Source organism: Seonamhaeicola marinus (genome assembly GCF_008085455.1).
This window is the reverse complement of the sequence record NZ_VSDQ01000543.1, coordinates 1-280: the sequence shown is the minus strand read 5'-3', so window position 1 is coordinate 280 and position 280 is coordinate 1. Positions and strand designations below refer to the sequence as shown.

Below are 280 nucleotides of genomic sequence, written 5' to 3'. Positions count from 1 at the left end.
TAACTCACCAGTGCCAGTAGGTACAGTGCCAATTTACCAAGCATTAGAAAAAGTAAATGGCGTTGCAGAAGATTTAACTTGGGAAATTTTTAAAGACACCCTAATTGAACAAGCAGAGCAAGGTGTAGATTACTTTACCATTCACGCAGGCGTTTTATTGCGTTACGTACCCATGACGGCTAAACGCGTTACAGGTATAGTATCTCGTGGTGGTTCCATTATGGCAAAATGGTGTTTGGCACATCACAAAGAAAACTTTTTGTACACCCATTTTGAAGAC

General features: G+C 40.4%; 1 protein-coding gene. It reads left to right on the top strand.

Annotated features, from left to right (window positions below; genetic code table 11):
• Positions 1 to 280: phosphomethylpyrimidine synthase ThiC (locus FUA24_RS08175; protein WP_187388223.1), on the top strand; the 280-nt coding region annotated here is incomplete at both ends.